Source organism: Cribrihabitans pelagius (genome assembly GCF_048820915.1).
GTDB classification, from domain to species: Bacteria; Pseudomonadota; Alphaproteobacteria; order Rhodobacterales; family Rhodobacteraceae; genus Cribrihabitans_A; species Cribrihabitans_A pelagius.
Genome location: NZ_JBMERR010000017.1, coordinates 68,790 through 91,810, shown reverse-complemented (window position 1 = coordinate 91,810; position 23,021 = coordinate 68,790). Strand labels below are relative to the sequence as shown.

At 65.5% G+C, this 23,021-nt stretch carries 18 protein-coding genes and 1 pseudogene; 11 read left to right on the top strand and 8 right to left on the bottom strand.

The window, feature by feature from the left end:
• Window positions 1–353 precede the first annotated feature (353 nt).
• Complete coding sequence (locus ACOHX0_RS15575) at window positions 354–1,262, bottom strand: LysR family transcriptional regulator (RefSeq protein WP_420677976.1); 909 nt, start codon at window positions 1,260–1,262, stop codon at window positions 354–356.
• 161 nt (window positions 1,263–1,423) lie between these two features.
• Between ACOHX0_RS15575 and ACOHX0_RS15570 the strand changes: the two are divergent.
• The 10 genes and pseudogenes from ACOHX0_RS15570 to ACOHX0_RS15525 all read left to right on the top strand — a co-directional run.
• Window positions 1,424–4,855, top strand: a pseudogene (locus ACOHX0_RS15570) (indolepyruvate ferredoxin oxidoreductase family protein); the annotation flags it as partial.
• Window positions 4,856–5,135: 280 nt separating this feature from the next.
• Window positions 5,136–6,014 (top strand): lysophospholipid acyltransferase family protein, encoded by an 879-nt coding sequence (locus tag ACOHX0_RS15565; RefSeq protein ID WP_420677973.1) that lies wholly within the window; start codon window positions 5,136–5,138, stop codon window positions 6,012–6,014.
• Between the two features lie 146 nt (window positions 6,015–6,160).
• Complete coding sequence (locus ACOHX0_RS15560; RefSeq protein ID WP_420677972.1) at window positions 6,161–6,970, top strand: glutamate racemase; 810 nt, start codon at window positions 6,161–6,163, stop codon at window positions 6,968–6,970.
• A gap of 111 nt (window positions 6,971–7,081) precedes the next feature.
• Complete coding sequence (argC, locus tag ACOHX0_RS15555; RefSeq protein WP_420677971.1) at window positions 7,082–8,110, top strand: N-acetyl-gamma-glutamyl-phosphate reductase; 1,029 nt, start codon at window positions 7,082–7,084, stop codon at window positions 8,108–8,110.
• A gap of 42 nt (window positions 8,111–8,152) precedes the next feature.
• A complete protein-coding gene (ccmE, locus tag ACOHX0_RS15550) occupies window positions 8,153–8,596 on the top strand; it encodes a cytochrome c maturation protein CcmE (RefSeq protein ID WP_420677970.1) in 444 nt (147 codons plus the stop codon).
• 180 nt (window positions 8,597–8,776) lie between these two features.
• Window positions 8,777–9,388 carry a holin-associated N-acetylmuramidase gene (locus tag ACOHX0_RS15545; RefSeq protein WP_420677969.1) on the top strand — a complete coding sequence of 204 codons (612 nt, stop codon included), beginning with the start codon at window positions 8,777–8,779 and terminating at the stop codon, window positions 9,386–9,388.
• The gene (locus tag ACOHX0_RS15540; RefSeq protein WP_420677968.1) at window positions 9,379–9,960 is read left to right on the top strand and encodes a holin family protein; all 582 of its coding nucleotides are present in this window, start codon (window positions 9,379–9,381) and stop codon (window positions 9,958–9,960) included. Before ACOHX0_RS15545 ends, ACOHX0_RS15540 begins: the two co-directional genes overlap by 10 nt.
• Before the next feature lie 77 nt (window positions 9,961–10,037).
• Window positions 10,038–12,002 (top strand): heme lyase CcmF/NrfE family subunit, encoded by a 1,965-nt coding sequence (locus ACOHX0_RS15535; protein WP_420677965.1) that lies wholly within the window; start codon window positions 10,038–10,040, stop codon window positions 12,000–12,002.
• Window positions 11,999–12,481 (top strand): cytochrome c-type biogenesis protein, encoded by a 483-nt coding sequence (locus tag ACOHX0_RS15530; protein WP_420677964.1) that lies wholly within the window; start codon window positions 11,999–12,001, stop codon window positions 12,479–12,481. The genes ACOHX0_RS15535 and ACOHX0_RS15530 overlap by 4 nt, the downstream gene beginning before the upstream one ends.
• Before the next feature lie 93 nt (window positions 12,482–12,574).
• A complete protein-coding gene (locus ACOHX0_RS15525) occupies window positions 12,575–13,351 on the top strand; it encodes an enoyl-CoA hydratase-related protein (RefSeq protein WP_420677963.1) in 777 nt (258 codons plus the stop codon).
• 34 nt (window positions 13,352–13,385) lie between these two features.
• Here the strand turns inward: ACOHX0_RS15525 and ACOHX0_RS15520 are convergent, their stop codons facing one another.
• The 3 genes from ACOHX0_RS15520 to gltX form a co-directional block, all read right to left on the bottom strand.
• Window positions 13,386–14,285, bottom strand: coding sequence for a calcium-binding protein (locus ACOHX0_RS15520; protein ID WP_420677962.1), 900 nt, complete (start codon window positions 14,283–14,285; stop codon window positions 13,386–13,388).
• A gap of 439 nt (window positions 14,286–14,724) precedes the next feature.
• Window positions 14,725–16,020 (bottom strand): citrate synthase, encoded by a 1,296-nt coding sequence (locus tag ACOHX0_RS15515; protein ID WP_420677961.1) that lies wholly within the window; start codon window positions 16,018–16,020, stop codon window positions 14,725–14,727.
• Between the two features lie 126 nt (window positions 16,021–16,146).
• Window positions 16,147–17,547: a glutamate--tRNA ligase gene (gltX, locus tag ACOHX0_RS15510; RefSeq protein ID WP_420677960.1), complete on the bottom strand. Its 1,401-nt coding sequence runs from the start codon at window positions 17,545–17,547 to the stop codon at window positions 16,147–16,149.
• A 79-nt stretch (window positions 17,548–17,626) separates the two neighbouring features.
• On the opposite strand from gltX, the gene ACOHX0_RS15505 reads away from it, so the two are divergent.
• Window positions 17,627–19,711, top strand: a complete 2,085-nt coding sequence (locus tag ACOHX0_RS15505) for a ComEC/Rec2 family competence protein (RefSeq protein WP_420677959.1) — start codon at window positions 17,627–17,629, stop codon at window positions 19,709–19,711.
• Here ACOHX0_RS15505 and lexA read toward each other — a convergent pair.
• The 4 genes from lexA to trpC form a co-directional block, all read right to left on the bottom strand.
• A complete protein-coding gene (gene lexA, locus ACOHX0_RS15500; protein ID WP_420677957.1) occupies window positions 19,705–20,403 on the bottom strand; it encodes a transcriptional repressor LexA in 699 nt (232 codons plus the stop codon). The two genes, ACOHX0_RS15505 and lexA, sit on opposite strands and share 7 nt — an antisense overlap.
• 152 nt (window positions 20,404–20,555) lie before the next feature.
• Window positions 20,556–21,725 (bottom strand): molybdopterin molybdotransferase MoeA, encoded by a 1,170-nt coding sequence (locus ACOHX0_RS15495; protein ID WP_420677956.1) that lies wholly within the window; start codon window positions 21,723–21,725, stop codon window positions 20,556–20,558.
• Window positions 21,726–22,196: a cyclic pyranopterin monophosphate synthase MoaC gene (moaC, locus tag ACOHX0_RS15490; protein ID WP_420677955.1), complete on the bottom strand. Its 471-nt coding sequence runs from the start codon at window positions 22,194–22,196 to the stop codon at window positions 21,726–21,728. It abuts the gene before it with no gap.
• Between the two features lie 12 nt (window positions 22,197–22,208).
• Window positions 22,209–23,021 carry an indole-3-glycerol phosphate synthase TrpC gene (trpC, locus tag ACOHX0_RS15485; protein WP_420677953.1) on the bottom strand — a complete coding sequence of 271 codons (813 nt, stop codon included), beginning with the start codon at window positions 23,019–23,021 and terminating at the stop codon, window positions 22,209–22,211.

The window sequence follows — 23,021 nt, the reverse complement described above, 5'->3', positions numbered from 1 at the left end:
ATCAGCCTAACGGGCCGGCCGCGTCCAACGCCAGAAAACCGGAATACGCCAAGCACTTGACCAAAAAAAAGGCCGAGCACTAAGCTCGGCCGAAGTCCAACAGGGAGGTATGAAGGGGGGCAGCTGCCGCCGCCTTCATAAGGATCATTTAGGGTGATGCGATTGCCCCTTCAAGGGAATTAACGAGAAATGACGCTCAAGGCTGCTATGCGGAAATTGCATGGCTGGCGGTGCGCCTGTCCCGGCCCGCCGGAGCGGGCCGTTAGCAGCGCCGCGGCCGCCGCCGCCGGGGAAAACCCAGCGCGCAGGGGGCTGGCCTGTTCCTGCGGGCAGGCCCGTTGCCGAGGGGGAGGTTAGAGGCGCCCCAGTTCCTTCATGTGCTTGCGGTGGGCGATGATCTCGTTCTGGACGAAATCGCGGAAGGCGCTGACGCGCTGGGAGTGGCGCAGCTCCTCGGGGTAGGCAAGGTACACCGGCACGTCATCGGCATCGTTGGCGGCCGGCAGGATCTCGACCAGCTCGGGAAAATCCTCGGTCACGTAGTCCGGCAGGATGCCGATGCCAAGATTGTTCAGCACCCCCTGCAGCACGCCGAAGTAATTGTTCACGGTCAGCAGCGAGCCCGGGTTGTGGGTCATCAGTGTCTGGCCCAGCACCGCGGCCGATCCAACCTGTGCGGCGCGCAGGTTCTGACAGATCAGCCGGTGCTGTGAGATGTCCTCGATCCGGTCCGGAGTGCCGTTCTTCTCCAGATAGGCACTGGTGGCATAAAGCTTCATCTGCACCGTCATCAACCGTTTGCGCACCAGATCGGCCTGGCTCGGCTCCTTCATGCGGATCGCCACATCAGCTTCGCGCATCGGCAGGTCCAGAACCCGCTCCTCCAGCATCAGGTCGATCTTCAGATGCGGGTACTGCTCGTAGAGCTTTGTCAGCCGCGGCGCCAGCCAGAGCGTGCCGAAGCCTACGGTGGTGGTCACGCGCAGCTCGCCAAAGACCTCCTCCTCGCTGTCGCGAATGCGGGCGGAGGCCGCCTCCAGCCGCGCCGACATCGATTTTGTGGCGTCGAACAGCAACTCGCCCTGTTCGGTCAGAATCAGCCCGCGCGCATGGCGGTGGAACAGGGTGGCGTTGAAGCTCTCCTCCAGCGCGCGGATCTGGCGGCTGACCGCCGATTGCGAGAGGTTGAGCGTGTCGCCGGCATGGGTCAGGCTGCCCGCATCCGCCACGGCGTGAAATATTCTGAGCTTGTCCCAATCCATATGCGTTACTTTCCGTGCCTGCGGGTGTGATTTGCTGAAATCATACGTATGTACCAATTCTATGGGCGCAAGCGAGAGAAAAGCGAAAAATACCGGCTATGCAGGTCAGCAGTTATGACCTATTATGCCGCGCAGCACAGCAAGCTAATCCAAAGGTTGAGGAGGAACGGATGGGCACGCAAAAGATCTCGCTCAACGACAAATACGACCTGAGCAAATCCCCCGTCATGCTGAACGGCACCCAGGCGCTGGTGCGCCTGATGCTGATGCAGAAGCACCGCGACGCGGCGGCAGGGCTGAACACGGCCGGGCTGGTCACCGGCTACCGCGGCTCGCCGCTGGGCGCGGTGGACCTGCAGATGAGCCGCGCCGAAAAGCTGTTGAAGGCGTCGGATGTCACCTTCCAGTTCGGGCTGAACGAAGACCTCGCGGTCACCGCGCTCTGGGGTGCGCAGCAGGCGGAGGTGCGCGGCGAAGGCAAGTATGACGGCGTTTTTGGCCTGTGGTACGGCAAGGGGCCGGGCGTCGACCGCTCCGGTGACGCGATCCGCCACGCCAACATGGCCGGCACCTCGAAACACGGCGGCGTTCTGCTGGCGATGGGGGACGACCACACCGGCGAAAGCTCCACCGTGCTGCACCAGTCGGAATGGTCTCTGTTGGACTGCTACCTGCCGATTGTGAGCCCCGCAGGCGTGCAGGAGATCCTGGACTACGGCATCTATGGTTATGCGCTCAGCCGGTTCTCCGGCCTGTGGGTCGGCCTAAAGACGATGAAGGACACCATCGAGGTGACCTCGGTTGTGGACGCGCAGCCTGACCGGATGCAGCTGGTGGCACCGAAGTTCGACATGCCGCCCGATGGGTTGAACATCCGCCTGGGTGATGACCGTTTCCGCCAGGAAGACCGCATCATCGACTACAAGCGTTTCGCCGCCGAGGCTTTCAGCCACGCCAACAAAATGGACAAGCGCGTCTGGGGCAAGCCCGGTGCCAAGATCGGTTTTGTCGCCGCGGGCAAGAACTGGCTCGACCTGGTGCATGCGCTGAAGCTGCTGAATATCGACGAGAACATGGCCGAACGCCTGGGCATCACCACCTACAAGGTGGGCCAGACCTGGCCGATGGACATGAAGGGCTTCCACGACTGGGCCGAAGGCCTGGACCTCATCGTGGTGGTCGAGGAGAAGCGCAAGCTGATCGAGATCCAGATCAAGGAAGCGCTGTTCGACGACCGCCAGGGCCGCCGGGTCTATGGCTGGTACAAGGGCGGCGCGGGCAGCATGCACCGCGAGGAGCTGTTCCCGACCCGCTATGCGCTCGACCCGGTGATGATTGCAGAAAAACTCGGCGGCATCCTGACCGAGGAAGGCCGCGAGACCGAGGCGATCCGCGCCGGCATGGCCAAGCTCGACGAGGCGCGCCGCGCCGACAACGCCGAGGAAATCGCCACCCGGCTGCCCTATTTCTGCTCCGGCTGCCCGCATAATACCTCCACCAAGCTGCCGGAAGGCTCGCGCGCCTATGCCGGTATCGGGTGCCACTTCATGGTGCAGTGGATGGACCGCGAGACCACGGGCTTTACCCACATGGGCGGCGAGGGCGCGAACTGGATCGGCGAAGCACCGTTCTCCAAGCGCAAGCATGTGTTCCAGAACCTCGGTGACGGCACTTACAACCACTCGGGCGTGATGGCGATCCGCGCGGCGCTGGCCGAAGGCACCAACATCACCTTCAAGATCCTCTACAATGATGCTGTGGCGATGACCGGCGGCCAGCAGGCCGAAGGCGGGCTCACCGCGCAGCGGATCGCGCATGAGCTGACCGCGATGGGCGTGAAGACCATTGCCGTGGTCTACGACGAAAAGGAAGACGTCGACGCCAAGCTGTTCCCGTCCGGCATGCGGATGCACGAACGCGCCGAGCTGATGAATGTCCAGCGCGAATTCGAGGAGGTGGAAGGCGTCTCTGCCATCATCTACATCCAGACCTGTGCCGCCGAAAAACGCCGCCGCCGCAAAAAGGGCCTGTTCCCCGATCCCGACCAGCGCGTCTTCATCAACAGCGACGTTTGCGAAGGCTGCGGCGATTGCGGCGTGCAGTCGAATTGCGTCTCGATCGTGCCGAAGGACACCGAGCTGGGCCGCAAGCGGGCCATCGATCAATCGTCCTGCAACAAGGACTTCTCCTGCCTCAACGGCTTCTGCCCCTCTTTCCTGACCGTCGAGGGCGCCAAGATCCGCAAGGAAGCCACCGCCAGCCTGGTCCTGCCGGAGCTGCCGCAGCCCGAGCTGCCCGCCATCGATGGCACCCATAACGTGGTGATCACCGGCGTCGGCGGCACCGGCGTGGTGACCATCGGCGCGGTGCTGGCGCAGGCGGCGCAGATCGACGGCAAGGGGGCCGGGCTGATGGAAATGGCCGGGCTCGCCCAGAAGGGCGGCGCGGTGCATATCCACTGCCGCATTGCGGAGAAGCCCGAAGACATCTCGGCCATCCGCGTCGCAACCGGCGAAGCCCATGCCCTGATCGGCGGCGATCTGGTGGTGAGTGCCGGCGCCAAGACCCTGGGCCTCACCGCCACCGGCCAGACCGGTGCGGTTGTGAACAGCCACGAGATCATCACCGGCGATTTCACCCGCAACACCGAGTTCAACCTGCCCACAGACCGGCTGCAGGTGGCGCTTCAGGCCCGGCTGCGCGACCGGCTGGCGCTGTTCGACGCCTCCGAACTGGCGCGCGCCACGATGGGGGACTCGATCTTCTCCAACATGATGGTCTTTGGCGGCGCCTGGCAGCGCGGCCTGGTGCCGGTCAGCCTTGAGGCGATCACCGAAGCGATCACGCTGAACGGTGCCGCGGTAGAAAAGAACCTGCGCGCCTTCGACATCGGCCGCTGGGCGGTTCTTTACCCGGCGGATGCGGCGAAGCTGTTCGCGCCCGACACAGTGGTCGAAAAGCCCAGGACGCTGGACGAAAAGATCGCCTTCCGCCGCGATCACCTCATCGCCTACCAGGGCAAGGGGCTGGCGAAGCGCTACATGAAGATGCTCGACGGCATCGAAGATCCTGCGCTCAAGGAAGCGGTGGCCAAGGGTTACCACAAGCTCCTGTCCTACAAGGATGAATACGAGGTGGCGCGCCTGCTTCTGTCGAGCCGGGAGAAGGCGGAAGCCGAGTTCGAGGGCGATCTGAAGATCTCTTACAACCTCGCCCCGCCGATCCTTGGCGGCAAGGATCCGAACGGCCGCCCGAAAAAGCGCAAGTTCGGCCCCGGCATGGAGCGCTGGCTGTGGCTTCTGGCCAAGTTCAAGGGCCTGCGCGGCACGCCTCTGGATGTCTTCGGCTACACGGACGAGCGCAAGATGGAACGCGCGCTGATCAAGCAGTATGAGGCCGACATGGCCGAATGGCTGCCCAAGGCCGGCCCGGACATCATCGCGCCGCTGACCGCCCTGGCCGAGCTGCCGCTGCAGATCCGCGGCTTCGGCCCGGTGAAGATGGCCAACGAGCAAAAGGCCGCCAAGCGCCGCGAAGAGCTGCTCGCCACGCTGCGGAATCCGGGCGCCGCGATGCAAAAAGCGGCCGAATAAGCCGCCCTGCGCCACGCAGGCGGACGGGGCCCTCCCGCCCGCCTGGCCGCAATCGCAGATTGCCTCCAGCCCGTTGGGCCTCGCGCCCGCGGCCACTCTTCCCCCTTACTTTCTGGCCGAAAATACCCTGGGGTCCGGGGCAAAGCCCCGGGTGCCAGCCACAATCGGCAGCCTCTCCACGAAGACCGGGCCTCCGCGGTCATGGCGCTGTTACAGCGCCCCGCTACGCTACGCTGCACCCCCGCCGCTGGGGGATCGAACCGCTAACGGAGACCGGCGCATGACGACAGGCTACCACTTCGCCCGCGACATTTCTTATGCCCATGCTGCCGAAAGCCGCAGCGGGCGCATGGTAATCCGGCTGATGGAAAACGCTACCGGCCGGCTGGGGCTGATCGGCCGCGCGCGCGGCTATGAGGCGGAGCTGGCCGAGGGCCGCGACTTCTGGTCGGTGATGGCGGAGCGTTACGGGCTGACACTGGAGGTGGTGGCGGGCTCGCTGCAGAACATCCCGCGGGACGGGCCGGTGGTGCTGATTGCCAACCACCCCTACGGCATTCTCGACGGTCTGATGATGGGCCATATCCTGCATGAGGCCCGCGGTGATTTCCGCATCCTCGCGCATCAGGTGTTCCGCAGGGCGGGGGACCTGAGCCGGATCATCCTGCCGGTGGACTTTGCCGGAACCAAGAAAGCGCTGCGCACCAATCTGGAAACTCGCAAAACCGCGCTCGATTACCTCGGCCAGGGCGGCGCCATCGGAATCTTCCCGGGCGGCACGGTTTCTACCGCGGCCAAGCCCTTTTCGCGGCCGATGGACCCGGGCTGGCGCAGCTTCACCGCGCGAATGCTGACCAAATCCGACGCAGTGGCGGTGCCGATCTATTTCGACGGCCACACCTCGCGCCTGTTCCAGATTGCGAGCCACCTGCACACGACCCTGCGCATGGGGCTTCTTATCAAGGAGTTCAGGACCCGCATCGGCACCCCGGTGCGGGTGGCCGTGGGGGAGCCGATCAGCCGCTGCGTGCTGGACCCGCTGGCAGGCGATGCCCGCGCGATGATGGCCTACCTGCGCCAGGCCACCTACGCGCTCTCGCCCGAGCCGCTGGACCCAGAGCTTCGGGGCTTCGAGTTCGAGGAGAAGCACCGCCTCTGATCCGGCAGGAGCCGCGCAGCGGGCTGCGGCGCTGCGGCTGGCGAAAGGCGTGGATTTCCCGCGCAAATCCACGTAAGAGCTGTCCTTAGCACCGCCCGGACCCCGCGCAAGGGCCGGGCTCCACCACCCGCGTGTGAGAGAGCTTTATGTCTGTAGGCATCTTTGATTCAGGCCTCGGCGGCCTGACCGTCCTGAACGCCGCGCAGAATCGTCTGCCGGATGTGAACTTCCTCTATTACGGCGACAACGCCCATGCCCCCTACGGCGTGCGCGACGCCGAGGACGTCTACCAGCTGACATCGGCGGCGGTCCGGAACATGTGGGACAAGGGCTGCGACCTGGTGATTCTGGCCTGCAACACCGCCTCTGCCGCGGCACTGCGGCGGATGCAGGAGGGCGGCCTGCCCAAGGGCAAGCGCGTGCTTGGCGTGTTCGTGCCCCTGATCGAAGCGCTGACCGAGCGGCAGTGGGGCGACAATTCGCCGCCGCGCGAAGTCGCAGTGCAGCATGTGGCGCTGTTTGCAACCCCCGCCACCGTCGCCAGCCGCGCCTTCCAGCGCGAACTGGCCTTCCGCGCCATCGGCGTCGATGTGGAGGCGCAAAGCTGCGGCGGCGTGGTCGATGCGATCGAGGAGGGTGACCTGATCCTGGCCGAGGCGCTGGTGCGCAGCCATGTGGAGGCACTGAAGCGCAAGATGCCGCATCCTGAAGCGGCGATCCTCGGCTGCACCCATTATCCGCTGATGCAAGATGTCTTCCAGGCGGCACTCGGCCCGGAGGTCAAGGTCTTCAGCCAGGGCGATCTGGTGGCCGACAGTCTCGCCGACTACCTGCAACGCCACCCCGATATGTATGGCAACGGCACCGGCGGCTATTTCACCACTGGCAACCCGGGCCGCGTCGGCGACCGCGCGACGCAGTTCCTGCGACGGGAAATTAATTTCCAGGCCGCGTAAGCAGCCCTCGCCGCGGCATTGTCCCAAATCAAGGCGCGCGGCGGCTCTCCCCTTTATCCGGTTCCGAAACACCTGCGGAACCGGCCCGGCATTCTAAAGACGAGGTCCGACATGACCCATAAAGTGGCAATTCTGGGCGCTTCCGGCTACACCGGCGCCGAACTGGTGCGGCTGATCGCTCAGCACCCCAACATCGAAATCGCGGCGCTGGCGGCGGAGCGCAAGGCGGGCATGGAAATGGCCGAGGTCTTCCCGCACCTGCGCCATATGGATCTGCCCACGCTGTGCAAGATTGATGAGATCGACTTTTCCGGCATCGGCCTCTGCTTCTGCGCCCTGCCGCACAAGACCAGCCAGGAGGTGATTGCCGCGCTGCCGAAGGATCTGAAGATCGTCGACCTTTCTGCTGATTTCCGCCTGCGCGACCCGGCCGGATACGAGAAATGGTACGGCAATCCGCATGCGGCGCTGGAGCAGCAGGAAGAAGCGGTCTATGGGCTCAGCGAATTCTACCGCGACGAGATCCGCGCGGCGCGGCTGGTCGCGGGCACCGGCTGCAACGCGGCCACCGGACAGTTTGCGCTGCGGCCGCTGATCTCCGCCGGGGTGATCGACCTGGACGAGATCATCCTCGATCTGAAATGCGCAGTTTCCGGCGCCGGGCGCGCGCTGAAGGAAAACCTGCTGCATGCGGAGCTGAGCGAGGGTTACAACGCTTATGCCATCGGCGGCACCCACCGGCACCTGGGCGAGTTCGACCAGGAATTCAGCAAGCTGGCAGGCCGCCCGGTCAAGGTGCAGTTCACTCCGCACCTGATGCCCGCCAATCGTGGTATCCTCGCAACCGTCTACGTGAAGGGCGATGCCCAGGCGATCTATGATACCTTCGCCAAGGCCTACGCGGATGAACCCTTCATCGAGCTTCTGCCCTTTGGCACCGCGCCCTCGACCCATGACGTGCGCGGCTCCAACTTCTGCCATATCGGCGTCGCTGCGGACCGGATCGAAGGCCGCGCCATCGTCTTTGCCGCGCTCGACAATCTGACAAAGGGCAGCAGCGGCCAGGCCTTGCAGAATGCCAACCTGATGTTAGGTGAAGAGGAGACCCTGGGCCTGATGATGGCGCCGCTGTTCCCTTAAACCGGGGCAGGGCACGCGGTCTGGGGTGACGAAGAGGATACGATGAAGAACCTGAAGAAACAGCGCCGGATCCAGGTCATTGCTGTGGCCGCGCTGGCGCTGGCGGTGTCGACGGTGCTGATCGGCTATGCCATGCGCGACGGCATCAACTATTTCCGCTCGCCCAGCCAGGTGATGGACGCGCCGCCCACGCCGGATGAAGTTTTCCGCATTGGCGGGCTGGTGGAGGAAGGCAGCCTCCAGCGCGGCCAGGGCGAGACCGTGCGTTTTGCGGTGACCGATGGCGGCGCCACGGTGCCGGTTGCCTTTACCGGCGTGCTGCCTGACCTGTTCGAGGAGAACCAGGGTATGGTGGGCACCGGTCGTTACGTGAATGGTGTCTTTGAAGCTTCTGAAATCCTTGCCAAACATGATGAGACTTACATGCCCAAGGAAGTCATGGACGCCTTGAAGGAGCAGGGGGTCTACAAGGAGCCCGAGAGCTGAGTTTGGCGGTTTTCCCAGGTCGAAGAACGCCCCGCAGGACTTCGGTCCTGCGGGGTTTTTGCTTCGGGTCTCACCGGCTGACGGATCCGGGTTTCGGGCGCGTTGCGCGGGCCGCGGGCGCTGTGGTGAGGCGGGGTTAGCACGCCTTCGGCAGCATGGTTTCCCAAAAGGTGAGGTGCCATGCTGACGGTCAGAGAGATTGCCGACGCCATCGTTGCGCGCGAGGGCGGATTTGTGGATGACCCCGACGATCCGGGCGGGGCAACCAAACACGGGGTGACGCTCACGACGCTGCGCCGTCTGGGACTGGATCTGGACGGCGACGGCGCGGTGGGGGTTGCCGATCTGCAGCGGCTGAGCCGCGCGCAGGCCGCGGAGATCTTCATCCGCCACTACTTCGAGAAGCCGCGGATCGACCTCTTGCCCAAGTGCCTGCAGCCGCCGGTACTTGACATGTATGTGAATGCCGGCAGCAATGCGGTGCGCATCCTGCAGCGATTGCTGGGGCAGATGGGCTACCCGCTGACCGCGGACGGGGTGATCGGCCCGAAGACCGCCGATGCGGCGGCACGCGCGGCAGCGGTCGGGACGGCGGCTCTGCGCGATGCCTACGGCGTGGCGCGGCGCAACTACTATTTCCGCCTCGCGGACCGCCGCCCGGCCAGCCGCAAATACGCACGCAGCCGCGCGGGCGGCAAGGGCGGCTGGATCAAGCGGGCCGAAGAGTTCATGTCATCGCGCTATCACCTGAGCCCGGAACAATTTACCGAGAGGACCAAGTCATGGGGCTGATCAGAGAGTTTCTGGCTATGGTTTTTGGCGGCCAGCGTAATGTGTTGCGGGAGACAGTTGAAGTCTTTCGGGAAAACGCTGAGGCCGGCGCGTCGCGCGCCTACGAGCTGCGCGCAGCGGCGCTTTCGCAGTTCGGCGCCGAGTTCCGGCCCGGCCGCAAGGGGCGGTTCGACCGTTTCATGGACGGGGTCAACCGCCTGCCGCGGCCGATGCTGGCGCTGGGGACTATCGGGCTGATGGCGGCGGCGCTGGTGGATCCCCTGTGGTTTGCCGCGCGGATGCAGGGCATCGCCCTGGTGCCCGAGCCGCTGTGGTGGCTGCTGGGCGTCATCGTCTCCTTTTATTTCGGGGCGCGGCACCAGGTGAAGGCACAGCAGTTTCAGGAGGGGATTGCCGCCAGCATGGCCCGCCTGCCTGAGGCGGCGGGCAATATCGCGGTGCTGGAGACCTTGCGCGCCGCGCGGCCGCAACCGGGCACCGCCGCCACCGGCACCGATGCCGCGGCCCGGCTGGACGCCACGGCACCCGACGCCAACCCGGCGCTGGAGGAGTGGAAGCGGCTGCGCGGCTGATCACAATTTGCTCACTGCGGCGGCGTGGCGCGGCGATGCCCATTGGCGGCCCTGCCGGATCGGCATATAGGGGAGGCATGATTACAGAGCTTGGCCACTTCGCCCTTATCCTCGCCTTCATGATCGCCCTCGTTCAGATGGTGGTGCCCTTGATCGGTGCGCAGAAGCGCTGGCCCGGCTGGATGGCCGTGGCCGAGCCGGCGGCGCAGGCGCAGTTCCTGTTCACCGCTTTTGCCTTCGGCGCGCTGATGTGGGCCTTCATCACCTCGGATTTCTCGCTCAAGCTGGTAACGCTCAACAGCCATTCGGCCAAACCCATGCTCTACAAGATCTCCGGCACCTGGGGCAATCACGAGGGCTCGATGCTGCTCTGGGTGCTGATCGTGGCCCTGTTCGGGGCGCTGGCCTCGGTGTTTGGCGGCGGGCTGCCTCCCACGTTGAAAGCGCGGGTGCTGTCGGTGCAGGCGGCGATTGGCGTGGCTTTCTTCGCATTTATTCTGTTCACGTCCAACCCCTTCGAGCGGCTGCCGGTGCCGCCCTTTGACGGGCAGGACCTGAACCCGCTGTTGCAGGACCCCGGGCTCGCCTTCCATCCGCCGTTCCTCTACCTCGGCTATGTCGGGCTTTCGATGGCGTTTTCCTTTGCCGTCGCTGCGCTGATCGAAGGCCGCATCGACGCCGCCTGGGGGCGCTGGGTGCGGCCCTGGACGCTGACGGCCTGGATTTTCCTCACCATAGGCATCGCGCTGGGGTCCTGGTGGGCCTATTATGAACTGGGCTGGGGCGGCTTCTGGTTCTGGGATCCGGTCGAGAACGCCTCCTTCATGCCCTGGCTGCTGGCGGCTGCATTGCTGCATTCGGCCATCGTGGTGGAAAAGCGCGAAAGCCTGAAGAGCTGGACCATTCTCTTGGCGATCCTGGCGTTTGGCTTTTCGCTAATCGGCACGTTTATCGTGCGCTCGGGGCTTTTGACCTCGGTGCATGCCTTTGCCAATGACCCCGAGCGCGGCGTGTTTATCCTGTTCATCCTGGCCTTCTTTACCGGCGGCGCGCTGACGCTTTTTGCCGCCCGTGCGCAGGCGATGGAGGCCAAGGGCGTCTTTGGCGTGGTCAGCCGCGAAAGCGCGCTGGTGGCCAACAACATCCTGCTGGCGGTGAGCTGCTTTGTCGTCTTCTTCGGCACCCTCTGGCCGATCGTGGCCGAGATGGCCTTTGACCGGAAGCTTTCGGTTGGTCCGCCGTTCTTCAATTCGGCCTTCACCCCCTTCATGGTAGTTTTGGGGCTGATCCTGCCCGTCGGCGCAATGCTGCCCTGGAAACGCGGCCGGCTTGGGCGGGCGGCCTGGCATCTGCGCTATGTCTTTGTTCTGGCAGTGGCGCTTGCGGTTCTTTCCTGGGCAATGCAGACCGGGCGGTCCGCGCTGGGGCCGGTGGGGCTGTTCCTTGGCGCCTGGGTGGTGTTTGGCGCCTTCACCGATCTCTGGCTGCGCGCCGGCAAGGCGGACCGGCTGCGGCGCCTCGCGCGGCTGCCGCGGGCCGACTGGGGCAAGGCGCTGGCGCATTCGGGGCTGGGTATCACCATCTTTGCCATCGCCGGGCTCACCGCCTGGGAGCGGGAGGATATCCGCGTGGCGCAAGTGGGTGCGCCCTTCATGGTTGGCCCCTACAGCCTGGAACTGGCCGATGTCAGCCGCGCGCAGGGGCCGAATTATTTCACCACCATGGGCCGGGTCGAGGTGACCCGCGCGGGCCGCCCGGTCGCGACGCTCTACCCCGAGAAGCGCGATTATCCAGTCGCCAGGATGCCGACCACTGAAGCCGCGATCGACTACCGGTTGACCCGCGATCTTTACGTGGTGATCGGCGACCGGCAGGACAATGGCGGCTGGACCATGCGCACCTATATCAAGCCGCTAGCAAATTGGATCTGGGGCGGCTGCATCCTGATGGCGCTTGGCGGGTTGCTGAGCCTTAGCGACCGCCGCTTCCGGGTGGCCGCAGGCGCGCGCAAGTCCCGCCCCGAAGGAGTGCCGGCCGAATGACCCGCTTACGGCTGATACCGCTTGTGATGGCGGCCTTGGTGTCCGTCAGCCTGCTGGCGCCGCTGCCGCTCAGCGCAGTGGAGCCGGACGAGGTGCTTGCCGATCCGGCACTGGAGGCGCGCGCGCGCGAGCTGTCCAAGGACCTGCGCTGCCTGGTTTGCCGCAACGAGAGCATCGATGAATCCAATGCCGATCTGGCCCGTGACCTGCGCGTTCTCCTGCGCGAGCGGCTGGAGGCGGGGGACAGCGACCGCGAGGCGATTGCGTTCATCGTCGACCGTTACGGCGAATACGTGCTGCTGCGGCCCACGGTGAGCGGGGCCAACTGGCTGTTGTGGGCGGCGGGCCCCCTGATGCTGCTCTGTGCCCTGGGGATCGGCGCGGTCTATGTCCGCAACCGTTCCCGCGCGCCTAAGGCCGCCGAGCGGGGCTTGAGCGAAGAAGAGCGCAAACGGCTGAAGCAAATCCTCGACAAATGACGCCGGGTCCGCCTTTCCGGCGGGCAGGCTTTGCGTCACCATGCCGGCAAACCGGCCGCCCGCGCGGCCGCCGCAATCAAGGTGAGGCACGCTATGGACTACAAGGAAATTCTGTTTGCGCTGGAAGACGGGCTGGCAGTGATCACACTGAACCGCCCGGCGAAGAAGAACGCGCTCACCAGCCAGATGCGGGCCGAGATCACCCATGCGATGCGGCTCGCGGGGCAGGAGGCGCGGGCGGTGGTTTTGACGGGCGCGGGCGGCTGTTTCTGCTCGGGCCAGGATCTGAGTGATGCCAACAGCGCCGGCAGCCTCGATCTGGAGCGCACCTTGCGCGATGAATACACCCCGATGCTGGAAGCGGTCTATGACTGCCCGGTGCCGACGATTTCGGCCGTGACAGGTGCCGCCGCCGGCGCGGGGGCCAATCTGGCGCTGGCTGCGGATGTGGTGATTGCGTCGGAGAGCGCCTTCTTCATGCAGGCCTTTGCCCGTATCGGCCTGATGCCGGATGCCGGCGGCACCTGGTTCCTGCCGCGCCAGATGGGGCTTGCCAAGGCGATGGGCGCTGCATTGTTTGCCGAGCCGATCACCGCGCGCCAGGCCAGCGACTGGGGGATGATCTGGGAGGCGGTGCCGGACGACCGCTTCGAGGCGCATTGGCGCGCCCGCGCGGAATATCTGGCCAACGGGCCGACCCGCGCCTTTGGCGCGATCAAGACCGCGCTGCGCGAAAGCTCCAACCGCACCCTGCCGGAACAGCTCTCGGCCGAGGCGCATCTGCAGGGCGAATGCGGCAAGAGCCGCGACTTCATGGAAGGCGTGACTGCCTTCATGGAAAAGCGCCCCGCGAAGTTTGAGGGGCGCTGAGGCCGTTCCCTTCCCACGGTTGTTGGAATAGCCGTCAGGACAGCAGGGAACTCTCTGGTGTCCGCTCTACTATGCTGATGTCGCTGACCGACAGCAGGCCTCCTGCACCCGGCATCCGTGCGACAAGGGCGTTGTCGGCAAACAGAAGCGCCGAGCCTTGGCCGCCGCCGGTCCCGTCTTCAAGATGCATGACGAAGAGGTCCGGCATCGTGCCCTCGCCATCGTGCGAGTAGACGAGCACGTCCTCGCTGGTATCGAAATCGGTGACAAATACCGGGTCGTCATCGGACTGATGCCAGTCGCCGACTGCGAGCATGTCGTTGCCGCTGCCCAGAGAGACCGTATCGCCTTCACCGGCGATCACGCTGTCATTGCCGCCGCCGCCGAACACGCTGTCTGCGTTGCTGTCGGTATCGGTGTCTGGAGAGTAATGGTCGTTGACGCTGGCGGGATCGGTAATGCTGCCATCCGCGACGCCGCGGTAGAACCCCGCGAGCCCTTCGCCATCGAAGGTGGACGTCGCCGCGATGAGGTCGTTGCCACTGTCGCCGTGCATCGTGTCCGATCCCGCGTTGTCGATCAGCAAGTCATTGTCCGCTCCGCCGCGCAGGCAGTCGTCTCCGGAACCGCCGACGATAAAGTCCTCTCCATCCATCCCGAAGATCCGGTCGTCGCCGCCGCGTCCTTCTGCCAAATCGTCGCCGCCGCGCAAGAAGATCGACTGATCCTGGCTGCCTCCGATGATGTCATTCGCTGCATCGGTGGCGGTAATGGTTGCGGCCTCGTTGCTTTCGTAATTTTCCGGTTCTGGATCGGAGCTTCCCTGACGTTCGTCTGTGTTCCCGTCCTCGGAATCTCCGCTGTCGTCATCGTCGTTCAGCAGCGCAAATGTGCCCGCCGTGAGGCCCAGACCAAGAAGAATGAGAAGTTCCATGAATAATTCTGCCGTTGAATCTCGCGGGTGGCATGGGAGTTCCTCCTGCCAGGAGCCTGCGCACCTTAAACGTTTAATATTTTACTAAAAGGTTGTGTAGCGCTCGTCAACTTCACGTCAAGTTTGTGCATGTTCCCCAAAACAGTTGCCGTGGTTTTGCCGGTATCGTTGCTCGCGCGGGAATAGCCGCGCAAATGCGGCGGCAAAGAGGGTGCGCGAATCCGGAGCGGGCAGATGCAGCGGACCCTGAACCCGGCGCCGGGCGGCAAGCCGGACGCTGTGCGCATCTGCAGTGCCGACAATGTGCGGCGGTCTTCCGGCCCGGTCCTGCGCTGCGGGCAACATGTACCAGACATATATGCGGCGGACCGGGATGGAACCGTCGCAAAAAAAACGCCCCGCAAATGCGGGGCGCTCGTGTTTCGCAGGACGGCCGCGATCAGCGGTTTTCGATGTCCACGTAGTCGCGCAGGTTCTCGCCCAGGTAGAGCTGGCGCGGGCGGCCGATTTTGTTCTGCGGATCGGCAATCATTTCCTTCCACTGCGAGATCCAGCCGATGGTGCGGCTGACCGCGAAGATCGGGGTGAACATCGAGGTCGGGAAGCCCATCGCCTCCAGGATGATGCCGGAGTAGAAGTCGACGTTCGGGAACAGCTTCTTCTCGGCGAAATACGGATCCTCCAGCGCCTGCTTCTCAAGCTCCTTGGCGACCTGCAGGATCGGGTTGTCCTCGATGCCCATGAGGTCCAGCACCTCGTCGGCGGACTGTTTCATCACCGTCGCGCGCGGGTCGAAATTCTTGTAGACCCGGTGGCCAAAGCCCATCAGGCGGAACGGGTCGTTCTTGTCCTTGGCGCGGGCGATGAACTCGGGAATGCGGTCGACGGTGCCGATTTCTTTCAGCATCTCCAGGCAGGCTTGGTTGGCGCCGCCGTGCGCGGGGCCCCAGAGGCAGGCGATGCCGGCCGCGATGCAGGCGAAGGGATTGGCACCGGAGGAGGACGCGAGCCGCACGGTCGAGGTCGACGCGTTCTGCTCGTGGTCGGCGTGCAGAGTGAGAATCCGGTCCATTGCACGGGCCACGATCGGGCTCACGTGGTATTCCTCCGCCGGCACGCTGAAGCACATGTGCAGGAAGTTCGAGGCGTAATCCAGATCGTTGCGCGGATAAACGAAGGGCTGGCCGATCGAATACTTGTAGGCCATCGCGGCAATCGTCGGCACCTTGGCGATCAGGCGGATCGCGGCGACCTCACGCTGCCAGGGGTCGTTCACGTCCAGCGAGTCATGGTAGAAGGCCGACATCGCGCCGACCACACCCACCAGCGTCGCCATCGGATGCGCGTCGCGGCGGAAGCCGCGGAAGAAGTTGTGCATCTGTTCGTGCACCATGGTGTGGCGGGTCACCCGGGTCTCGAAATCCTCGAGCTGGGCCGCGGTCGGCAGTTCACCATAAAGCAGCAGATAGCAGACCTCGAGGTAGTGCGACTTGGCCGCAAGCTGGTCAATCGGGTAGCCGCGGTGCAGCAGGTGGCCGGCATCGCCATCGATATAGGTGATGGTGCTGTCGCAGCTGGCGGTCGAGGTGAAGCCCGGGTCATAGGTGAAGACACCTGCCTGCGCATAGAGCTTGCGGATGTCGAGGACATCGGGCCCGGCCGTCGGCGAAAAAATGGGCAGCTCGTAAGTCTTGCCATCAAGGCTGAGCGTGGCAGATTTCTTGGTCTCGGTCATGGGTGTCCCTTCCTCTTACAGGCATGCAAGCGGCCGGTCCGGTCTCTTGCATGCGGGGCAGCACCTGCGCGGCTGCGCGCAGGCGTGGTCATATCGGAGCAGGCTTACCCGAACGTTAACGCCAGGTCAGCCCGTTGCGTCAGCGAGCCGGGCCAGCGTTTCCTCGCGGCCCAGAACCAGCATCATGTCGAACACCGAAGGCGTTACCGCGCGGCCCGCGAGCACGGCCCGCAAGGGCCCCGCCAGTTTGCCGAACTTGGTATCATGCGCTTCCGCAAAATCGTTCAGAAGCACCTCCAGATCGTCACGGACCCAGCTAGCATTTTGCAACTGCGGCGTCAATTCTCTCAGTATACCATCGGATACAGATGTCAGCGCCTTTTCTGCTTTCTGATCCCGTTCAATAGGCCGTGAGGTCAAAACAAAGTGGGCTTTTTCAAGCAGTTCCGGAAAGGTGCGGGCACGGTCCTTGAGGCAGGGCATGGCCCGTTCCAGCCCGTCTGACTGTACGTCACTCAGCGGCGGTTCCCCGGCAGCTACGAGATAAGCCTCGATCTCATGCCGCAATGCGGCGTCATCGCTGATGGCGATGTGCTGGCCGCAGAGGTTTTCCAGCTTCTTGGTATCGAAACGGGCCGGGCTTTTGCCGATGCCATCGAGGCCGAACCACTCCCTGGCCTGGGCGTCCGTGAAAAATTCGTCATCGCCGTGGCTCCAGCCCAGGCGCGCCAGGTAATTTCGCATCCCTGCCGCCGGGTAGCCCATCGCCTGATATTCCTGCGCCCCCAAAGCGCCGTGGCGCTTGCTGAGCTTCTTGCCGTCCGGCCCGTGGATCAGCGGGATATGCGCCCAGACCGGTACGTCCCAGCCCATCGCCTCATAGATCATCATCTGCCGGGCGGCGTTGTTGAGGTGGTCGTCGCCGCGGATCACGTGGGTTACGCCCATGTCGTGATCGTCCACCACAACCGCCAGCATGTAGACCGGCGTCCCGTCCGAGCGCAGCAGGATCATGTCGTCGAGCTGGTCGTTGCGGATCGTCACATCACCCTGCACTTCGTCCCGGATCACCGTGGCGCCGTCCTGCGGGGCCTTGATGCGGATCACGTAAGGCGCGTCCGGGTGGTTTGCCGGATCGGCGTCGCGCCAGGGCGAGCGGTAGAGGGTGGATTTGCCCTCGGCCTTGGCCTGCTCGCGAAACGCGGCGATTTCTTCCTGGGTGGCAAAGCATTTGTAGGCCTTGCCTTCGGCCAGCAGCTGCTGTGCCACTTCGGCGTGGCGGTCAGCACGCGCGAACTGGCTGATCACTTCGCCGTCATGATCCAGCCCCAGCCACTCCATGCCCTGCAGAATAGCGGCGGTTGCCTCCGGGGTGGAGCGCTCGCGGTCGGTGTCTTCGATCCTGAGCAGGAACTTGCCGCCGCGTCCGCGGGCAAACAGCCAGTTGAACAGTGCGGTGCGGGCGCCGCCGATATGCAGAAAGCCGGTGGGAGAGGGGGCGAAACGGGTGACAACCGGTTTGGTCATGAGGGGGGATTTACCTTTTGGAAACCGTGTGAGGCCTAGAGTTGCGTCTGTCTACCGGGCCAGAAGGCGGGGGGCAAGCATGCGGCAAAGCGCAGCCATCGTGGATATATTGCAACGGCAACGGGGATATCTGCTCCCTTGGGTGCCGGTGTGGCTTGGGGCGGGGACCGGCCTCTACTTTAGCCTGAAAATCGAACCCGGCGCAGCCGAATTTGCTGCCGCGGCTGTCGTTTTCATTCTCTGCTCCGGTGTCGCGCTCTGTGACCGGGCACTGGCCTTCCTGGCCTGGGCGCCGGCACTGCTCGCGGCCGGCTTCTGCCTAGGCGGGGCGCGCGCCCATCTGGTTGCGGCACCGGCGCTGGATTTCCGCTACTACGGTCCGGTCGAGGGGCGGGTGGTGGCGCTCGACCGCTCTCAGACCGGCGCGCTTCGCATGACACTGGATCAGGTGCGGCTGGGTGATCTGCCGCCGCGGCGCACGCCCGCCCGGGTGCGGATCTCGCTGATGGCCCCGGACCGGCAGCCCGCGCCCGGCGCGCGGGTAATGACCACGTCGCATCTGCTGCCGCCGCAGGGTCCGGCCGAACCCGGCGGCTTCGACTTCCGCCGCCATGCTTGGTTCCTCGAACTCGGCGGCCTTGGCTACACGCGGGCGCCGGTGCTGCTGGCGGAGCCTGCGGGCGATGCGCTGGCGGTGGAGCGGCTGCGCCACCGCATGGCGGCCGCGCTGCAGGCCCGCATCCCGGGCGAGGCCGGCGGTTTTGCCGCGGCGCTCACGACGGGGGTGCGCAGCGGTGTGCCGGACCAGGTGCTGGAGGCGCTGCGGCACAGCAATCTCGCGCATCTGCTGGCGATCTCGGGCCTGCACATGGGGCTGCTCACCGGCTTTGTCTTTGCTGCGCTGCGAGTGGCGCTGGCGCTGGTGCCGCCGCTTGCGCTGCGTGTGCCAGGCAAGAAAATTGCAGCGGTTGCGGCGCTTGCTGCGGCGGCGGGGTACCTGGCTCTCTCGGGCGGCAATGTCGCGACAGAGAGAGCCTTTGTCATGGTGGCGGTGATGTTTTCCGCAGTACTGCTGAACCGCCGCGCGATCACGCTCAGGGCGGTGGCGGTGGCAGCGGTGATCGTGCTCCTGCGGCGCCCGGAAAGCCTGCTCAGCCCCGGTTTCCAGATGAGCTTTGCCGCCACTACTGCGCTGGTTGCGGTCTTTGGCTGGCTGCGCGAGGCGGAGATTGGACTGGGCCCGCGCTGGCTGCGCCCGGTGGCGGCGCTGGTGATCTCTTCCGCCGTGGCGGGGCTGGCGACGGCGCCGTTTTCGGCCGCGCATTTCAACACGCTGCCGCACTACGGGCTGCTCGCCAATGTGCTGGCGGTGCCGGTGATGGGCACGGTAGTGATCCCGGCTGCGGTGCTGGCGGCCTGCTTGCTGCCCTTTGGGCTGGAAGGCGCGGCGCTCACGGCGATGCGCTGGGGGCTGGAGTGGATCCTGACGGTGGCCAGGGCGGTATCGGGGCTGGAGGGCGCGTTGTCGCCGGTGACGGCACCCGGCCCGCTGGTGCTGCCGCTGCTGGCGGCGGGGCTTTTGCTGTTGGCGATTTGGCAGGGGCGCCTTCGGCTTGCGGGGCTTGTGCCGGTGGCGGCGGCGCTTTGGCTCTGGCAGCAGGCCGAGCGGCCCTTCCTGCTGATCGCCGAGTCCGGCGGGCTGGTCGGGGTGATGCAGGCCGACGGCCGTGCGTTGTCGCGCGCCAAAGGGCAGGGGTTCACCGCAGGCATCTGGCTGGAGAATGACGGCGACTTCGCCTCTCAGTCAGATGCGGCCGGGCGCTGGCAGGCGCTTGGCAGCGGCCCGGCGGTCTGGCACGGCCCGCGGGGCCGGCTGGTGCACGCGCCGGGGAAACGCAAATTGGCGGCGGCAGGACCCTGCGGCGCGGGCGACATCCTGGTGTCTACGGTCGCCCCGGACCTGGCGCAGCCGCAGCAGGGCTGCCTGCTGCTGACGCCGGAGGTCCTGCGCCAGACCGGAAGTATCGCGATAAGTGCGGAGGGCAAGCTGCAGACCGCGCGGGAAGTGAGCGGCTCCCGGCTCTGGACGGCGCCGGACCGGGACGGCCGGCCGGAACGCCTGCCCCCGGTCTGGCGCCGGGCGGCCCGCCCGGAGGTTCAGTAGCTGCGGATCAGGCCCACCAGCCGCCCCTGCACTTCGACTTTGTCAGCCGAGTAGCGGCGGGTTTCATAGGCCGGGTTGGCGGCCTCCAGCGCGATCATGCGGCCTTCGCGGTGGTAGCGTTTCAGCGTCGCCTCCTGCCCTTCGACAAGGGCCACGACAATGTCGCCATTGTCGGCGGTGCTGGCTTCGCGGATCACCACGATATCGCCGTCGTTGATACCCGCCTCGATCATCGAGTCGCCGCGCACTTCCAGCGCATAATGCTGGCCGCTGGAGGACAGCATGGCGCCTGGAACCGCGACCTGATGCGAGACCTGGCTGATCGCCTCGATCGGGACACCGGCGGCGATGCGGCCCATCACCGGCAGCTCCACCGCGGCAGGGCTGGACGAGGGTGCCGGCGCAGGCGCCGCCGCGCCTTGTCCGCCCTCGATCACCCGGGGCGCGAAGCCCTGCGCCTCTGCCGGGCCACCGAGGCTTTCGGGCAGGCGGATGATCTCGATCGCGCGGGCGCGGTGGGCGAGGCGGCGGATGAAGCCGCGTTCCTCAAGCGCCGTGATGAGCCGGTGAATGCCGGATTTCGACCTGAGGTCGAGCGCCACCTTCATCTCGTCAAAGCTGGGCGGCACCCCGTTGCGCTGCAGCCGCCCGTGGATGAATTCCAGCAAATCCAGTTGCTTCTTGGTGAGCATTCTCGGTGCCTCCGCGCCTTATCAGGTGTTTCTTTTTGTTCTACGCATGTTCCCGTTTTGTGTCAACAGGTCGGCTCGTAGTTGTGGAGAAGGCGCAACGCGCCGCCGGCGCGTGCCTGCGGCGCGAGTATTTCTGCAAAGGTGAAGGGGCTTCACAGCGGGATGTATTGCATCGGTTCACCTGTCTGACGCGGCCCGTCGTTTGGCGGCCGGATCAGCAGCGCCTGCGCGGCCGCCAGCACCGTCAGCAGCGAACTATCCTGATTATCGAAGGCAGTCAGCCCGTCCGCGTCCAGCTTCGCCCGCATGTAATGCGCGCGCGGGCCGTTGGGGCCAAGCGGCGCCGCGAGCGGGGCTGTCAGCGGCGCCTCCACGGCGGGCAGGCCGAGCATGGTGCGGATCATCGGCGCGAGGAAGATATGGCCGCAGACCATGGCGGAGACCGGATTGCCCGGCAGCCCCACCATCGCTGCGCCCGAGAGGCGGCCCGCCATCAAAGGTTTGCCCGGGCGCATGGCGACCTTGTAGAACGACCGCTCCATGCCGATGTCCTGCGCCACCTTGCCGACCAGATCGTGATCGCCGACCGAGGCGCCGCCGATGGTCACCACTAGATCCGCACCCTCGGCCAGCGCAAAGGCGGCGCGCAGCGCGGGTTCGGTGTCGCGGGCAATCGGCAGGATGCGGGCGCGGGCGCCGAGGTCCGCGAGCAGGGTCTTGAGACCGAAGGTGTTGGAGGCGATGATCTGGTCCGGTCCGGGGTTGCCGCCCGGCATCACCAGCTCGTCCCCGGTGGAGATCAGTGCGACCTCGGGACGGCGGGTCACCGGGACGCTGGCGATGTTCATGGCGGCCAGCAGGGCAATATCCGCGGGCGTTAGCCGCCGCGGCGCCGGGACGGTATCGCCTGCGGAGAAATCTCCGCCGCGCGGGCGGATGTGGGTGCCGGGGCCGGGCGGGTTGGTGAGGGTGATGAGACCGCCGCTGCGGGTCACATCCTCCTGGATCACCACCTGGCCCGCCCCCTCCGGCACCGGGGCTCCGGTGAAGATGCGCACGGCCTGGCCCGCGCCGACGTGGCCCGCAAAGCCATGTCCCGCCGCCGCCTCGCCGATCACCTTGAACATCGCGTGCTGCTCGGCTTCGTCTGCCCGCACGGCATAGCCGTCCATCGCGGAGGACGCGAAGGGCGGCTGGTCGCGGGTCGCCTGCACATCGCGGGCCAGCGCCCGGCCCGCGGCTTCCTCCAGGGGAATGTCTTCGCTCTCCAGCCGGGAGACCAGGGAGAGAAGCTGGCTGAGGGCGTCGCTGACGGAGATCATCTAGGCCTCGTAACGTCCTGATTTTCCGCCGTCCTTCAGAATGACGCGGATGCCGCCGATCTGCATCGCCTTGTCGGCCGCCTTGGCCATGTCATAAACGGTGAGCGCGGCGGTGGAGACCGCGGTGAGCGCTTCCATCTCGACACCGGTCTGGCCGGTGGTCTTGACCGTGGCTTCGATGCGGATGCCGGGCAGGCCGGGATCCAGCGTCAGCTCGACGGCGACCTTGGTGACCGGCAGAGGGTGGCAGAGCGGGATCAGCTCGGGCGTCTTCTTCGCGCCCATGATGCCCGCAAGCCGCGCCACGGCCAGAACATCACCCTTCTTGGCGCGGCCTTCTGAAATGATTTCAAAGGTTTCCGGCGCCATGCTGATGTGTCCCTCGGCGGTCGCAATCCGGGCGGTGACCGGCTTGTCCGAAACATCGACCATATGGGCATCGCCCTTGGCGTCGAAATGGGTAAGGCTCATCGCGGGTTCTCCCTACATTGCACCGGGGGTCAGGGGGCTCGCCAGCAGCGCGCGGGTGGCGGCGGCCACGTCCTCCTGCCGCATCAGGCTTTCGCCGATCAGGAAGCTGCGGGCGCCGTAACGCGCCATGTCGGCCAGATCTTCGGGGCGCGACAGGCCGCTTTCGCAGACAATGGTGCGGTCCGCGGGCACCAGGCGGGACAGGGTGCGGGTGGTGTCCAGCGTGGTCTCGAAGGTCTTGAGGTTGCGGTTGTTGATGCCCATCAGCGGCGATTTCAGGGCGCAGGCGCGTTCCAGCTCGGCCTCGTCATGCACTTCCAGCAGCACGTCCATACCCCAATCGAAGGCGGACTGCTCCAGCTCCGCCGCCTGTTCGTCCGAGACCGAGGCGAGGATGATCAGGATGCAGTCGGCGCCAAGCGCGCGGGCTTCGGCGACCTGGTAGGGGTCATACATAAAATCCTTGCGCAGCACCGGCAGGCTGCAGGCTTCGCGCGCCTCCACAAGATACTCCTTGGCGCCCTGGAAACTGGGCGTGTCGGTCAGCACCGAGAGGCAGGCAGCACCGCCGCTTTCATATGCCTTGGCAAGCTCCGCCGGGTTGAAATCGGCGCGGATCAGCCCCTTAGAGGGGCTGGCTTTCTTGACCTCTGCGATCAGCCCGTAGCCATCGCGGCTGGCCTGCATCAAAGCCTTGGCAAAGCCGCGCACGGGCGGTGCGTTCTGGGCTTCGGCCTCCAATTCCCCGATCGGCTTGGCAGCCTTGTCTGCGGCCACTTCCTCGAGCTTGTAGGCTTTGATCTTGTCGAGCACGTTTTCCGTCAT